This window comes from Stenotrophomonas sp. Steno-Z10-BAI (assembly GCF_056393115.1).
The window spans coordinates 147,339-161,852 of the sequence record NZ_JBWJOZ010000003.1 but is presented as its reverse complement, the minus strand read 5'-3'; the positions used below and the strand labels follow the sequence as shown (position 1 = coordinate 161,852).

At 67.1% G+C, this 14,514-nt stretch carries 8 protein-coding genes and 1 pseudogene; 4 read left to right on the top strand and 5 right to left on the bottom strand.

What is annotated here, in order from left to right; translation table 11 throughout:
* Positions 1–48 precede the first annotated feature (48 nt).
* Positions 49–3,933, bottom strand: coding sequence for a phosphoribosylformylglycinamidine synthase (gene purL, locus AC06E9_RS09600; RefSeq protein ID WP_478055966.1), 3,885 nt, complete (start codon positions 3,931–3,933; stop codon positions 49–51).
* 294 nt (positions 3,934–4,227) lie between these two features.
* On the opposite strand from purL, the gene AC06E9_RS09595 reads away from it, so the two are divergent.
* Positions 4,228–6,336 (top strand): glycosyl hydrolase family 18 protein, encoded by a 2,109-nt coding sequence (locus AC06E9_RS09595; RefSeq protein WP_478055965.1) that lies wholly within the window; start codon positions 4,228–4,230, stop codon positions 6,334–6,336.
* A 90-nt stretch (positions 6,337–6,426) separates the two neighbouring features.
* Here the strand turns inward: AC06E9_RS09595 and AC06E9_RS09590 are convergent, their stop codons facing one another.
* The gene (locus AC06E9_RS09590; protein ID WP_121042615.1) at positions 6,427–7,206 is read right to left on the bottom strand and encodes a thioredoxin fold domain-containing protein; all 780 of its coding nucleotides are present in this window, start codon (positions 7,204–7,206) and stop codon (positions 6,427–6,429) included.
* A gap of 104 nt (positions 7,207–7,310) precedes the next feature.
* A complete protein-coding gene (gene xerD / locus AC06E9_RS09585) occupies positions 7,311–8,288 on the bottom strand; it encodes a site-specific tyrosine recombinase XerD (RefSeq protein WP_121042613.1) in 978 nt (325 codons plus the stop codon).
* A gap of 59 nt (positions 8,289–8,347) precedes the next feature.
* Between xerD and AC06E9_RS09580 the strand changes: the two genes are divergently transcribed.
* Both AC06E9_RS09580 and AC06E9_RS09575 read left to right on the top strand, forming a co-directional pair.
* The gene (locus tag AC06E9_RS09580) at positions 8,348–8,836 is read left to right on the top strand and encodes an RDD family protein (RefSeq protein ID WP_152152439.1); all 489 of its coding nucleotides are present in this window, start codon (positions 8,348–8,350) and stop codon (positions 8,834–8,836) included.
* A gap of 781 nt (positions 8,837–9,617) precedes the next feature.
* A pseudogene (locus AC06E9_RS09575) lies at positions 9,618–10,441 on the top strand (IS110 family RNA-guided transposase).
* A gap of 244 nt (positions 10,442–10,685) precedes the next feature.
* Here AC06E9_RS09575 and lptG read toward each other — a convergent pair.
* Both lptG and lptF read right to left on the bottom strand, forming a co-directional pair.
* Positions 10,686–11,795 carry an LPS export ABC transporter permease LptG gene (gene lptG, locus AC06E9_RS09570; protein WP_428999466.1) on the bottom strand — a complete coding sequence of 370 codons (1,110 nt, stop codon included), beginning with the start codon at positions 11,793–11,795 and terminating at the stop codon, positions 10,686–10,688.
* Positions 11,792–12,871 (bottom strand): LPS export ABC transporter permease LptF, encoded by a 1,080-nt coding sequence (gene lptF, locus AC06E9_RS09565; protein ID WP_121042609.1) that lies wholly within the window; start codon positions 12,869–12,871, stop codon positions 11,792–11,794. The genes lptG and lptF overlap by 4 nt, the downstream gene beginning before the upstream one ends.
* Before the next feature lie 104 nt (positions 12,872–12,975).
* Here lptF and AC06E9_RS09560 point away from each other — a divergent pair, with 104 nt between their 5' ends.
* Entirely contained in the window at positions 12,976–14,454 is a 1,479-nt protein-coding gene (locus tag AC06E9_RS09560; protein ID WP_121042607.1) for a leucyl aminopeptidase, read from the top strand.
* The last annotated feature ends 60 nt before the right edge of the window (positions 14,455–14,514 follow it).

Below are 14,514 nucleotides of genomic sequence, written 5' to 3'. Positions count from 1 at the left end.
TTTCTTCACGCGATTTTCACTGCATCGATTTTGATGCGGTGCGCAGTATCAGCCGCACCATACTCTTGCGTTGCGGAACATCCGCAGCCACGGTGAATCACCGTTCCAGTCATCCGGATGCCAGCTGTGGTTGATCGCACGCGGGGTACGCTCCGGGTGCGGCATCATGATCGTGGTGCGGCCATCGGTGGTGGTCAGGCCGGTGATGCCGTCGGGCGAGCCGTTCGGATTCAGCGGGTACTGGGTGGCCACGTTGCCATCGCCATCGATGTAACGCAGCGATACGCGCGCCGCGGCCTGATCGATTGCATTGGCGAACACCGCCTGGCCTTCGCCGTGCGCCACCGCGACCGGCAGGCGCGAGCCGGCCATGCCACGCAGCAGGATCGACGGCGATTCCACCACTTCCAGCAACGCGGTGCGCGCTTCGAACTGCTCGCTGCGGTTGCGGCGGAACTGCGGCCAGTGCTCGGCACCGGGGATGATGTCCTTCAGCTGGCTCATCATCTGGCAGCCGTTGCACACGCCCAAGGCGAAGCTGTTCTCGCGGGCGAAGAATGCGGCGAAGGCATCCCGCAGCGCGCTGCGCTCCAGCACCGAGGTGGCCCAACCGCGGCCGGCACCGAGCACGTCGCCGTAGCTGAAGCCGCCACAGGCCACCAGACCGGTGAAATCGGACAGTGCGACACGGCCTTCGATCAGGTCGCTCATGTGCACGTCGAACGAACTGAAGCCAGCACGTTCGAAGACGTTCGCCATTTCGATCTGGCCGTTGACGCCCTGCTCGCGCAGCACCGCCACACGCGGACGCGCGCCGGTGTTGATGAAGGGCATCGCCACGTCTTCGCTGATATCGAAGGTCAGCTTGGGCTTCAGGCCCGGCGCGTTGAAGTTGCGCGCGATCGCACGCTCCTGGTCGGCGTTGTCCGGGTTGTCGCGCAGCTTCTGCATGGCGTGGGTGACCGACCACCAGGCATCGAACAGCGCTTCCCAGCGCCACTCGACCAGGCTTTCGCCCTGCAGCGAGACACGCACCACCGGGGCGGTGGTCGGACGCGCGATGCGCTGCGCGCATTCGGTCAGTGCATGACGCTCGACCAGATCAGCAAACGCGGCACGATCTTCCTTGGCGATCTGCACCACCGCACCCAGCTCTTCATTGAACAGGCTGCGGAACGGATCATCGCCCCAGGCGTCCAGGGTGATATCCAGGCCCAGGCGCGAGGCGAAAGCCATTTCGCACAGCGCGGCGAACGCACCGCCATCGCTGCGGTCGTGATAGGCCAGCAGCAGGCCGGCCTGGCGCGCATCGCGGATCAGTTCGAAGAAGGCACGCAGGCGCTGTGCATCGTCCAGATCCGGCACGGCACCGGCGAAGGCCGGCAGTGCGGAATGGTCGGCGTGCACCTGGGCCAGGATCGAGCCGCCCAGGCGCTGTTTGCCCGCCCCCAGGCCGATCAGCCACAGCTCGCTGTCGGCGTCACGGTCCAGCAGCGGGGTCAGCTGGCCGGTCGCATCGGCAACCGGCGCGAACGCCGAGATCACCAGCGACACCGGCGACACCGACTTGTGCGCCTGGCCGTCGGCCTGCCACTGCGCCTGCATGGAGAGTGAGTCCTTGCCGACCGGAATGCTCAGGTCCAGCTGCGGGCACAGCTCCATGCCGACCGCACGCACCGCGTCATACAGCAGCGCGTCTTCACCGTGATGGCCAGCCGCGGCCATCCAGTTGGCCGACAGCTTCACCGTTTCCAGTGCATCCACCGGCGCCGCACACAGGTTCGTGATCGCTTCACCGACCGCCATGCGCGCCGACGCAGCCGCGTCCAGCAGGGCCAACGGGGTGCGCTCGCCGATCGCCATGGCTTCACCGGCCACGCTGTCGAAACCGGCCAGGGTGATGGCAACGTTGGCCAGCGGCAGCTGCCACGGGCCGATCATCTGTTCGCGCGCGGTCAGGCCACCGACGCTGCGGTCGCCGATGGTGACCAGGAAGTTCTTCGAGGCCACCGAGGGATGGGCCAGCACGCGCAGACCGGCTTCATGCAGGTCCAGCCCGGCGGTCTTCAGCGCCGGCCAGCGCGGTGCCGCCGGGTGCACGGTGTCGCGATGCATCTTCGGCGCCTTGCCGAACAGCACGTCCATCGGCAGATCGATCGGGGCATCCGCCGGGGTATTGCCCACGGTGGCGCCGTACGCCACGACGAGCCGCTCTTCAGCGGTGGCGACACCAACGGCGGCGAACGGGCAACGTTCGCGCGCGCACAGCGCGGCGAACTCGGCCAGGCGTGCCTGCGGCACACCGAGCACGTAGCGTTCCTGCGATTCGTTGCACCACAACTGCATCGGCGACAGTGACGGGTCATCGGCGGGCACCTTGCCCAGATCGATCACACCGCCCACGCCGGAGTCATGCAGCAGCTCGGGAATCGCGTTGGACAGGCCACCGGCGCCCACGTCATGGAACCAGCGGATCGGGTTGTCCAGACCGAGCGCGACGCAGCGGTCGATCACTTCCTGGCAGCGACGCTCCATTTCCGGGTTGTCGCGCTGCACGCTGGCGAAATCGAGGTCTTCGGCGCTCTCACCGGAGGCCACTGAACTGGCAGCACCGCCGCCGAGACCGATCAGCATCGCTGGGCCACCCAGCACGATCACCGCATCGCCGGGCTGCAGGCGCAGCTTCTCGACCTGGTTCTGGTCGATCGCGCCGAGGCCACCGGCCAGCATGATCGGCTTATCGTAGGCGCGGGTCAGGCCCTCGCCTTCGGGCAGTTCGAAGCTGCGGAAGTAGCCGAGCAGATTCGGGCGGCCGAACTCGTTGTTGAACGCGGCGCCGCCGAGCGGGCCGTCCAGCATGATGTCCAGCGCCGGGGCCATGCGCGGGTTCAGCGCGCGCGGCGCCTCCCACGGCTGCGGCAGGGTCGGGATGCGCAGGTGCGAGACCGAGAAACCGGTCAGGCCGGCCTTGGGCTTGCCGCCACGGCCGGTCGCGCCTTCATCGCGGATCTCACCGCCCGCACCGGTGGCCGCACCCGGGAACGGGGCGATCGCGGTCGGGTGGTTGTGTGTTTCCACCTTGATGCAGAACGCCGAATCGACCACGGCCTCGCTGCGGTACTGGCCGGTGGCCGGATCCGGGCGATAGCGCGCGGCCGGGAAGCCGGCCACCACCGCAGCGTTGTCGCTGTAGGCGCTCAACGTGTGCTGCGGGGTCTGCTGGTGGGTGTTCTTGATCATCCGGAACAGCGAGTGCGACTGGTCGGCACCGTCGATGGTCCAGCTGGCATTGAAGATCTTGTGGCGGCAGTGCTCGGAGTTGGCCTGCGCGAACATCATCAGTTCCACGTCCGACGGCTTGCGGCCCAACGCGCCGAAGCGCTGGCGCAGGTAGTCGATCTCGTCCTGGGCCATGGCCAGGCCGAGGCGGCTGTTGGCTGCCTCCAGATCTTCCAGGGCGATCCGTTCCAGCTCACCACGCGCCGGGGCGCTGAACAGCGCCTGCGCCTGGGCGGTCTCGGCCAGCACGGACTGGGTCATCGGGTCGTGCAGCGCGCGGATCACCGCTTCCTGCGCGGCGGCATCGGCCGGCCAGCCGGCCAGATCGATGCGCAGGCCACGTTCGACCCGGCGGATCGGTTGCCCGGCACCGCGGACCAGCTCGGTGGCCTTGCTCGACCACGGCGACAGCGTGCCCAACCGCGGCACCACGAAGCGCGATACCGCCCCGTCCTCGCACCCGGCCAGCGCCGGCTGCGCTTCCAGGATCCGGCTCAGGATCGCCGGGTCCGGGGCCGCATCGCCCTCGGTCTGGATGAAGTAGACATGCCAGGCACCGGTGATGCGCAGATCGGCGGCCAGGGACTGCAGGCGGGATTCAAGACGTTCGCGGCGGAACGGCGAAAGGGCGGATGCGCCCTCGAGGACCATCATGTCCGGGGAACCGTGGTTGGGAACGGGGCCCACTATTGTACCCAAGTCGGCCGCCGCGGCCCGGCCCTGGGGATCGGCCGGCGTGGGGCCGCGGACGACACCGTTCACACGCGAACCATCGACTGGTTCACGGATTGCATGTCGATTACATGACAACGTTATCACCACCTGGCCCAGCGCCAGGTGCCGTCCGTCCCCCACGTCGTTGCCGGCCTCTCTCACCGGCGCCCGGACCTGCTGCACGCATGCCGCCATCCCGGCGGCATGCGCACACCACCTGATCGGAGACCGACCATGCCAGACCCGATTGCGCGCCGTGCAGTGACATCGTTTTCCTCCCCCGCCCTGCTTTCGCGCCGAAGGCGCTGGTTGCTGGCGCTGGCCTTGGCCGCTGCCGCCGGCACGCCCACACTGGTGCAGGCCGCGAACTGTACCGGGGCGCCCGAGTGGAATGGCGCGGCCATCTATCTGGCCGGCCAGACCCTGCAGAAAGGCGGCGTGCTGTACCGCGCCAACCAGGACATCTGGAATGCCCCCCCCGACCACCCGGCCGGTGCGCCCTACTACACCAACCTCGGTGCCTGCGATGGCAGCGGCAGCAACCAGCCGCCCAGCGTCGCGCTGACCTCGCCCGCCGCCGGGGCCAGCTTCACCGCCGGCAGCAGCATCACGGTCAGCGCCAATGCCAGCGATACCGACGGCAGCATCAGCAAGGTCGAGTTCTTCCGCGGCGGTACCTCGCTGGGCATCGACACCAGCGCGCCCTACAGCGTGGTCTGGAGCAATGCCTCGGCCGGCAGCCACACCTTCAAGGCGGTGGCGACCGACAACAACAACGCGGTGACCTCCTCGGCCACCGTCAATGTGACCGTCACCGCGGCCAGCAACGACACATCGCCCCCCAGCGTCCCGGGCGGACTGGCTTCCCCGTCCAGGACCGCCACGACGGTGAACCTGGCCTGGAACGCGGCCACCGACAACAGCGGCGGCAGCGGTGTGGCCGGCTACGACGTGTACCGCAACGGCAGCCTGGTCGGTTCGCCCAGCGCCACCCAGTACACCGATGGCGGCCTTACCGCGAGCACGGCCTATACCTACACGGTGCGGGCACGCGACAACGCCGGCAATGCCTCGGCGCAGAGCGGCTCGATCAGCGTGACCACGGCCGCCGGTGGCGGCGGGGGTAGCACCAAGCGGGTGATCGGCTACTTCACCCAGTGGGGCATCTACGGCCGCAATTACCAGGTCAAGAACATCGACACCAGCGGCTCGGCGGCGAAGCTGACCCACATCAATTACGCCTTCGGCAACGTGCGCAACAACCGCTGCGAAGTGGGCGTGACCCAGGCCTCCGATTCGAACACCGGCGTGGGCGGCGATGCCTACGCCGATTACGGCAAGTCCTTCGCTGCCGGCGATAGCGTCAGCGGCACGGGCGACACCTGGGACCAGCCACTGCGGGGCAACTGGAACCAGCTCAAGCAGCTCAAAGCCAAACACCCGAACGTAAAAGTGCTGATCTCGCTGGGCGGCTGGACCTGGTCGCGCGGCTTCTCCAGCGCGGCGCAGCCGGCCAACCGGCAGGCGTTCGTGGCCTCATGCATCGATGCCTACATCAAAGGCAACCTGCCGGTGGCCGACGGTGCGGGCGGTGCGGGTGCGGCGCTCGGCGTGTTCGACGGCATCGACATCGACTGGGAGTATCCGGTGGCCTGCGGGCTGAGCTGCGGGACGCCGGCCGACAACGCCAACTTCACCGCGCTGCTGGCCGAATTCCGCCGCCAACTCGATGCAGTGCGGCCCGGCCTGCTGCTGACGGTGGCCGTCGGTGCCGGCGTGGACAAGGTGCGCGTGACCGATCCGGCCAGCTACCACCCGTACCTGGATTTCATCAACGTGATGACCTACGACTTCCACGGCGCGTGGGATCCGCAGACCAACCATCACTCGGCCCTGTTCGATTCACCGGCTGATCCCTCCACCGGCGACCAGAAGCTCTACAACAGCAACGATGCGATGGAAGCCTTCCTCAGCCGCGGGGTGCCGGCCAGCAAGTTGAACCTGGGCATCGGCTACTACGGGCGTGGCTGGACTGGCGTGGCCAGCGGCAACAACGGGCTCTACAAGAGCGCCAGCGGCGCGGCACCGGGCACCTACGAAGCCGGTATCGAAGATTGGAAGGTGCTCAAGAACCTCAACTGGCCGGTGTACACCGACAACATCGCCAAGGCCACGTGGATCTCCAACGGCACCACGTTCTGGAGTCTGGATACGCCGGCCATGATCACCGAGAAGATGGGCTATGTGAAAGCACAGGGCCTGGGCGGCGCATTCTTCTGGGAGTTCAGCGGCGATGATGCGCAGGGCACCCTGACCAAGGCGATCAGTGACGGCTTGAAGTGACACCGTCGCGCGGGACGCTGCCTCGCTGATCGAGCAGGCCGCTCCTCCGCTGACAGAAAAACGCCCCGGCCTGGCCGGGGCGTTCTGTTTTCAGCGGCTGCCGCCTGCCGAGACGCGCTCCAGCGCGGCCTTGAGCTGGGCCGGCGGCAGGTAGCCACCGAGCTGGGTGCCGTCGGCGGCAAAGATGGCCGGGGTGCCGTTGACGCCCATCTGCTGGCCAAGCTTGTATTGCATGGCCACCGGATTGGTGCAGTTCTTCGGGGTGACGGCCTTGCCGGTCTTGGCGGCGGTCAGGGCCTGCTTGCGATCGGCCGCGCACCAGACCGAGATCATGTCGGTGTAGTCCTGGCTGCCCAGGCCCATGCGCGGGAACGCCAGATATTCCACGGTGATGCCGTTGCGGTTGAGCTCGGCGATGTCCTGGTGCAGCTTGCGGCAGTAGCCGCACTCGATGTCGGTGAAGACGCTGACGGTGTACTTGGCATTCGGCGCGGCAAACACGATGCGCTCGGTGTGCGGCACGCCATCGAGCAGCTTGCGGCGGTAGGTGAGCAGGCCCTGGCTGCTGACCGGCGCCTTGTTCTGGATGTCGTACGGCTGGGACTGCATCAGGTAGCGGCCGTCATCGGAGACATACAGCACCTGGCCACCGACCAGCACCTCGCGGAAACCGGCAAACGGCGCGGCCCCGATGAAATCAGGCTTGAAGGTGGGGTCCAGCTGCTGCAGCGCGGTACGCACGCGCTGGTCAGCATCACCGGCAGCGGCCGGGGTGGCGGCAGTGGTCTTGGCCGCCGGAGCGGACGGTTGCTGCGCGCAGGCAGACAGGCTGAGCGCGCCGAAGAGCGCCGCAATGGCAACACGGAGCATCGAGCATTCCGGTGTAAGGAGTCAGGCTGGATTCTCGCACAGCTGCCTGCTCACACAGCTGGACCGCAGTGGAACGGTGATGCGCGGCCGGGGTTGGCACCCTCTCAGCCGCGCGGGTGGTGCTTGGCGTGCAGCTTCTGCAGGTGCTCGCGGGCCACCAGCGTGTAGATCTGGGTGGTGGACAGCGAACTGTGGCCGAGCAGCATCTGCAGGGCGCGCAGATCCGCGCCCCGGTTGAGCAGGTGCGTGGCAAAGCTGTGGCGCAGGCCGTGGGGACTGATCCGGGCGGGGTCGATCCCGGCCAGCACCGCGTACGTCTTCACCAGCCCCCAGAACTGCTGGCGGCTGAGCGGGTGCAGCGAGGGCGCCAGGAACATCGGCACGGCGCCCTCCTGCGGCGTCGGCACGTTGCGCTTGCCGGTGAGCTGCGGGCGCGATTCAGCCAGGTAGCGCTCAAGCCAGTGCTGGGATTCTTCCCCCAGCGGAACCAGCCGTTCCTTGCTGCCCTTGCCGGTCACGCGCAGCACCCCCTGCCGCAGGTTCACGGCATTGGCCGGCAGGTTGACCAGTTCGCTGACGCGCAGGCCGGCGGCATACATCAGTTCCAGCATGGCGCGGTCGCGCAGCCCGAGCGGCGTCTCGATATCGGGGCTGGCCAACAGCGCATCGATCTGGCTTTCGGCCAGCGCCTTGGGCAGCAGCCGCGGCAGCTTGGGCGGATCCAGCAACGCGCTGGGGTCATCGCCGCGCTCGCCGCGGCGAACCGCATCGGCGAAGAAGGCCCGCAGCGCGGACAGCAGGCGGGCATTGCTGCGCGGCGACCAGCCATGGCGGGAGCGCCAGGCGAGGTAATCGAACAGCCCGGCGCGATCGAGGCCAGCCAGCCCGCCGGCGGCGCCATCACGCCAGCGCGCGAGCCCTTCGAGATCGCGCCGGTAACTGTCCAGGCTGGCACGCGCGAGGCCGTGCTCGGCCCAGGCGGTGTCGAGGAAACGCTGGATGCGGACGTTGTCATCCTCGCGCAGCTCGGGCAGGTGCTGGATGAGCTGGCGACGCAGGGCGGGGGTAGTGGCATCGGACATGCGGACAGCATACGGAGCAGACCGCGCGTGGGCCATCGAACGCGGGCGGCCGGCCGGGTATGCTCCGGGTCATGACCGATACCGCGCTGTCGCCCCCCCCTGCTGATCGCCCTGCATCGTTGCTGCTGTGGCGGTGGTTGTCGCTGTTGTACGACGTCTTCCCGGCGCTGGCGCTGTGGATGCTGCTCGGTGCGGTGTTCGTAGCGGTCTACACGTTGAGCGGTCATGCGGAGCGCGAGAACATCGCGCCGTTCAGTGCGTGGCAGTGGGCGTTGTGGGCCTGCTGCTGGGTCGTGACGGGCCTGTACGCGACGATGAGTTGGCGCCGCGGCGGGCAGACGCTGGGGATGCGCCCGTGGCGGTTGCGGGTGGTGTCGCTGGACGGCACGGTGCCGACGCGCGGGCAGTTGTGGCGGCGCTATGCGGTGGGGTCGCTGTCGGTGTTGGCGGCCGGCCTGGGGTTCTGGTGGGCGCTGCTGGATCGGCAGCGGTTGACCTGGCATGACCGGGCCAGCGGAACGCGGGTTGTCCGGCTGCCGAAGTACTGACGTACTGACGCGCTGACGTACTGACGCACTGACGCTCTAAAGCCTTCCAGAACAGCGCTGAAAGCAGCGCCTCTGTTTTCTGTGCGTTTGCGGAGAGGCGCAACCCATTTCTGGGCCCGCTGCAAGTACGTCCATGTAAGCTCGTAGTGCGCCATCCATGGCGCACTACGGCCCTGAAATGGGCTGCGCCTCTCCGCATTGACAGATTGCGAAGTGCGGTTGATCAAAGCGGATTTGTTGCGTGACCGACGTTTCGCACTCAGTACCGGCTCTCGCGATCAAGACGCGTAAGGAGCGCAATCTTCATAGCGAAGTCGTACCTTCGCTCAATCGATCAAGCCTTCGTCGATCAATTGCTCAATTGCTCAATTGCTCAGTCGCTCAGTCGCTCAGTCGCTCAGTCGCTCAGTCGCCAAGATTCAATACGAACAGCGTCACTTCGCCAATCCATCAGAACGGGTAGAGCCGGGCCATGCCCGGCTGCTCTCCCCTCCCCCACCAGCACACTGTCGGAGGCGCGGCGGGATTGCCAGGCCGGGACCGTGTGCTGCCATGGATGGCAGCACACGAGCCTTATCTGTTCGGAATCTGGCAGCTTAGGTGCCGAGAGCCGGCGTGGGCCGCCGTACGAGCCTGGATCTGAGCGATCGCCATGTAGCTTGGCGCCCACGCCGGAATCTCCCTTGATCCGCCCGAACAGTTGCTGGAGCTGACACTCGAAGCGATAAGACTGGGCAAGCGGGGGAGCTCTCGACCCTTCCAGACTATACGGAGTCGGGCGATGAACGGGATCGGGATTGATGTAAGCAAGCGCCAGCTGGATGTCGGCACGACGGACAGAGAGACCCTGCAGGTCAGCAATAGCCCCTCTGGCTTTGTTGAATTGAACGCTTGGCTGAAGAAGCGTCCAGCGATCCAGATCGTGCTGGGGGCCACCGGCGGATATGAGCAGCCCGTGCTGGATTTCCTGCACAAGGCAGGCCATCGGGTGGTGCGCGCCAATGCCTTTCGGGCGCGGAAACTAGCTCAGGGGCTGGGCCAAATAGCCAAGACAGACCGCTTGGATGCCTATGCATTGGCACAGATGGCCGCGCTGGTGAAACTGCCGGCCTACCAGCCACTAGAGCCTTGGCAGCAGAAACTGCGGGAATTTGTGCGGGCACGTCGACAGATGATGCAGGCCCTGACCGTAGCGCGACAGCAGCAGGAAATGGTGCGTGATCGTGAATTGCGACGGCTTTTGCAGACCAACATCACCCGCTTGCAGACACTGGTAGAACGCCTGGGAAAGCAGATTGCCGAGCAAGTCGCTCAACAGCCCCAGCTCACGATTCTGAAGTCGATGAAGGGCGTGGGACCGGGGCTACAGGCGGTGCTGGCCAGCTACCTGCCTGAGCTGGGCCAGATCAGCGGCAAGGCCATCGCCAGCCTGGTGGGCGTGGCACCGATGTCCCACGACAGCGGGACGATACGCGGAAAACGAAGCATCCACGGCGGTCGAGCCGAGATCCGTCAGGAGTGGCGATCGTGGCGGTAATGCGGAAGATGCTGGTGATCCTCAACGCCCGCGTGCGCGACGCTCAAAGCGGACCAATCCCGGCCTGAAGCGCGCACGGGCACATCTCCAAAGGCTGCCGGCCAGCGGCCGGCACTACCGCGTCCGTCTACTGGAGGGACCGAACTCCCTCCAGCAACAGTTGCTACAGGGACGTACTTGCGGCGGGTCCCGGAATGGCGAGCCCGTCGCGCCTAGCTCGACAGCACATGGTGGCCGCTTTGGCGTTGGCGTTGGCGTTGGCGTTGGCGTTGGCGTTGGCTTCGGCGTTTGCCGCCAGGCCGGCCGGATGAATCAGCCCGACTTACGTCGGAACAACAACCCGGACACCACCATCATCACGATCGGCGGCAACGCATACGCAATCCGGTAATCGAACTTCAGCGCACCGGCCATGCGGCCGAAGAACAACTGCAGCAACCAGAAGCCCAACGCGAACAGAATGCCCAGGAACAACCGCTTGCCCATACCGCCACTGCGCAGCGAACCGAACGCGAACGGTATCGCCGCCAGGCACAACGCCAACACATTGATCGGATAGAACCAACGGCTCCAGTACACATCCTCGTAATCGCGCGCATCCAGCCCGTTGCGCTTGCGGTACTCGATGCTGTTACGCAGATCCATCGCCGTCAGATTGCGTGGCTTGGAAATGCCGCTGGCCAGCGCCGCCGCATCCAAGCGTGAATCCCATGGCTCGGACTCGGCCGTCTCGCGCGTTGCCGAACGCTCACCGAAGATATCGCGGCGCACCTTGTTCAACACCCAGCCTCTGGCGTCATGTTCGGCGGTGGTGGCATACGTCATCGAGGCCAAGCGGCCGTCGTCGGCGATCTTGTACAGACGCACGTCGTGCAGGATCAGGCGCGTGCCGCCCCCGGCCTGCAGCTGCTCGTCGCCGCTGATCGCGTTGAGGAAGGTATCGCCTTCCCGCGCCCACACGCCCGAATAGCGGGCCGCGCTCAGGCTGCTGCCCCACCTGGCGCTGATCTTGACGTCATCGGCCTTGCTCTGGCCCCAGGGGCCCAGCGTTTCGCCGCTGAACACCATGACCGCGGTCATCAGCGACAGCGCGATCGCGACCGAGACGCTCAGGCGCTTGCGCGACAGGCCCAGCGCGCGCAGTGCGGTGAGTTCGGAGGTGGCGGCCAGCTGGCCCAGGCCCATCAGCGCGCCGATCACGGCGGCGGTCGGGAAGAAGGTATAGGCGCGGCGAGGCACGGTGTAGAGCACCCAGGCGGCCGCGTGGCCGACGGTGTAGCTGCCCTTGCCAACGTCCTTGAACTCCCCGGAGAAGGCCATCACCACGTCCAGGCCGACCAGCACCGCCCAGGTCAGCAGGACGGTGCCGAACACGGCACGGCCCAGGTACAGATCAAACCGCATGGGGCGCAACACGTTCATGCGGTCCTCCGGGGACGCGACAGTTTGCCGTCGCGGAAATACATCCATAGGGCGAGGGCAAGCAACGGCAGCGTCAGCCACCACAGGCCCGCCACGGCGGGGATCTTGCCATCGGCGATCCAGCGGGTGCCGATGAACATCAGGTTCATGCCCACCATGTAGGCCATGAAGGCCAGCATCATCCGGCCGTAGCGCTGCTGCCGCGGCGAACTGCGGGCCAGCGGCAGGGTCATCAGGGCGAAGGCGAGCGCGATCAGCGGCGGGGCGATGCGCGAGTGAAGCTGGGCCTGGGCCTCCGGGCGCTCATCGCCGAACAGCTCGGTGGTGCGCAGCAGTTCGGGGTCATCGTCTTTGCGGGTCTCGGCACCGTCGGGCATGGCCACGTCGTTGCGGGCGAAGGTCATCAGCTTGTAATCCAGCGCACCGTTGGCCGGGCCCTCGACCTGGTGGCCGTCATCCAGCTCCAGATAGCGCTGCTTGGCGCCCTCGAAGTACATCCGGCCGTGGTCGGCAGAGATCACTTCGATGCGGTCTTCCTTCTGGCGCTGCAGGAACACCTTGCCCAACTGGGTGCCGTCGGGGGAGACCGAGGCCAGGTAGACCACGCCGCCGTTGGGCAGCGGGGTGAACTTGCCGGCCTCCAGGCCGGCCATGACCACGCTGCGGTTGGCCTCGTCGATCATGGTCTCGCTGGTGCGGTCGGCCCAGGGGCCCAGCCACAGCGAGCACAGCCCGATCAGGCCGACCACCGGCACCACCAGCATCATCAGGGGCCGCAGCAGGCGCTTGGGGCCGACACCGATGGCGGTGATGACCGCCATTTCCGAGTCCCGGTAGAGCCGCGCGGTGGCCAGCAGCAGGCCCAGCATCAGCGCCAGCGGCAGGATCAGCGGCATGTAGACGATGAACTGCAGGCCCAACTGGGAGAACAGCAGGCGGGCAGGCAGACGGCCGTCGGCGATGTTGCCGAGGATGTCCACCAGGACCCCGCCGACACTCACCACCAGCAACACGATGAGGGTGGCCAGGAAACTCTGGACGAAATCACGCAGGAGATAGCGATCGAGCTTCGACATGGGGCGGTGGTTTAAACTCTCGGATTCGTTCGCGGTGCTGCCCAGTCTACTGACGGGACGTAAACAGCTCGCGATTGTACGGTTTTGCCAACGGAATCTGATCAATGGCCCTGGAATTCACCCTGAACCACGCAGCGCCGGCCTCGGCCGAGTGCGATTGCGTCATCGTCGGCGCCTATGCCGACCAGACCCTGAGCCCCGCGGCACAGGCCTTGGACACCGCGTCCGGTGGCCGTCTGTCGGCCCTGATCGCCCGCGGCGACGTGGGCGGCAAGACCGGCAATACGACCCTGCTGCACGATCTGCCCGGCGTCACCGCCGCACGCGTGCTCGTGGTCGGGCTGGGCGAGCCGGCCAAGTTCGGCGTGGCGCAGTACCTCAAGGCGGTCGGCGATGCCAGCCGCGCCCTCAAGAGCGGCGTCAACCATCAGGCGCTGTTCACCCTGACCGAGATCGAGGTCAAGGGCCGCGATGCCGCCTGGAACATCCGCCAGGCCATCATCACCGCCGACCACGCCGCCTACCGCTACAGCGCCACGCTGGGCAAGAAGAAGGCCGACGAGCCGGGCCTGACCACGCTGGCCATCGCCGGCACCGACACCCAGGCGCTGGCCCAGGGCCAGGCCATCGCCGCCGGCGTGCAGTACGCCCGCGAGCTGGGCAACCTGCCGCCGAACGTCTGCACCCCGGCCTACCTGGCCGAGTCCTCGGTCGCGTTCGCGCAGGCGCATGCAGGCGCCGAAGCGGAGGTGCTGGACGAGCACCAGATGGAAGCGCTGGGCATGGGCTCGCTGCTGGCCGTGGCCCGTGGCTCGGCCAACCGCCCGCACCTGGTCGTGCTGAAGTGGAACAACGGCGGCGACGCCAAGCCCTATGTGCTGGTCGGCAAGGGCATCACCTTCGATACCGGTGGCGTCAATCTGAAGACCCAGGGCGGCATCGAAGAGATGAAGTACGACATGTGCGGTGGCGCCAACGTCATCGGCACCTTCGTCGCGGCCGTGACGGCCAAGCTGCCGCTCAACCTGGTGGTGGTGGTGCCGGCGGTCGAGAACGCCATCGACGGCAATGCCTACCGCCCGTCGGACGTGATCACCTCGATGTCGGGCAAGACCATCGAAGTGGGCAACACCGACGCCGAAGGCCGCCTGATCCTGTGCGACGCGCTGACCTACGCGCAGCGCTTCGAGCCGGCCGCGCTGATCGACGTGGCCACCCTGACCGGTGCCTGCCTGGTGGCGCTGGGCCACCAGACCGCCGGCCTGATGAGCAAGCACGACGACCTCGCCAACGAGCTGCTGGCCGCCGGTGAGCACGTGTTCGACCGCGCCTGGCGCCTGCCGCTGTGGGACGAGTACCAGCCGATGCTGGATTCCAGCTTCGCCGATATCTACAACATCGGCGGCCGCTGGGCCGGTGCGATCACCGCCGGCTGCTTCCTGTCGCGCTTCGCCGAAGGCCAGCGCTGGGCTCATCTGGACATCGCCGGCGTGGCCAGCGACGAAGGCAAGCGCGGCATGGCCACCGGCCGTCCGGTCGGCCTGCTGAGCCAGTGGCTGCTGGACCAGGCCGCCCGCGCCTGATGCCCTGCCCGATCGCGGCCGCCTGCGGGTGGCCGCGATCCCGCCCGGCCTGGCGCCGGG

Bases quoted from the DNA above. Each gene is read 5' to 3' on its own strand.
- purL (WP_478055966.1), bottom strand. From the start codon at position 3,933: ATGATGGTCCTCGAGGGCGCATCCGCCCTTTCGCCGTTCCGCCGCGAA.
- AC06E9_RS09595 (WP_478055965.1), top strand. From the start codon at position 4,228: ATGCCAGACCCGATTGCGCGCCGTGCAGTGACATCGTTTTCCTCCCCC.
- AC06E9_RS09590 (WP_121042615.1), bottom strand. From the start codon at position 7,206: ATGCTCCGTGTTGCCATTGCGGCGCTCTTCGGCGCGCTCAGCCTGTCT.
- xerD (WP_121042613.1), bottom strand. From the start codon at position 8,288: ATGTCCGATGCCACTACCCCCGCCCTGCGTCGCCAGCTCATCCAGCAC.
- AC06E9_RS09580 (WP_152152439.1), top strand. From the start codon at position 8,348: ATGCTCCGGGTCATGACCGATACCGCGCTGTCGCCCCCCCCTGCTGAT.
- lptG (WP_428999466.1), bottom strand. From the start codon at position 11,795: ATGAACGTGTTGCGCCCCATGCGGTTTGATCTGTACCTGGGCCGTGCC.
- lptF (WP_121042609.1), bottom strand. From the start codon at position 12,871: ATGTCGAAGCTCGATCGCTATCTCCTGCGTGATTTCGTCCAGAGTTTC.
- AC06E9_RS09560 (WP_121042607.1), top strand. From the start codon at position 12,976: ATGGCCCTGGAATTCACCCTGAACCACGCAGCGCCGGCCTCGGCCGAG.